General features: G+C 46.4%; 2 protein-coding genes. Both read left to right on the top strand.

The window, feature by feature from the left end; translation table 11 throughout:
* The coding region (locus tag KP705_RS17180; RefSeq protein ID WP_215765147.1) for a hypothetical protein at positions 1 to 192 on the top strand (192 nt) is incomplete at its 5' end.
* A 3-nt stretch (positions 193 to 195) separates the two neighbouring features.
* Positions 196 to 487: hypothetical protein (locus tag KP705_RS17175; protein ID WP_215765146.1), on the top strand; the 292-nt coding region annotated here is incomplete at its 3' end.

The raw sequence follows: 487 nt of genomic DNA, 5'->3' as shown, positions 1-487 counted from the left end.
GATGGATCTCTGAAGATGATGAAGAAGCGTGTCATCAATGATGCTGAGCTTTTCACGAAGCGTGATGAAGGCGAAGCCACGMTAGGTGTCCCTAAATCATTGGATATGTTCGGGCCCGATATTGCTATGGCTCTCTGTGTTKAGCCTACTCTTGATGGTCGTGTCATCCTTGGTGATGAAATAAAATTCTAGCAGATGGAGAATAAGATTGTTGGGCTGATGCTCCCGCATCATGCTTTCTATAACGTCTCTGAACCCTGTCTTATGGTCCAGAATTATACGCAGACGCCTGACACTGAACTCGGCAAAAAGGCTCTCGAACTCATTGAAGTTGTCTCTAAGCGACACCATCAGCAGGTTATCGAAAAACTCCAAAAAATTGGATGCGATGCTCTAACGGGGCGTAATCTGTTTGCGTTGCGTGGTTCGTGGGAGCTTGGCAACAGGGATATCAATGCGGTGGATGATTCCGCAAAAGCATATATGC

The sequence above is a fragment of the Gluconobacter sp. P1D12_c genome (genome assembly GCF_018812105.1).
Taxonomy (GTDB): domain Bacteria; phylum Pseudomonadota; class Alphaproteobacteria; order Acetobacterales; family Acetobacteraceae; genus Gluconobacter; species Gluconobacter oxydans_A.
The sequence above is the reverse complement of the archived record's forward strand: the minus strand, read 5'-3'. Positions and strand labels throughout refer to the sequence as shown.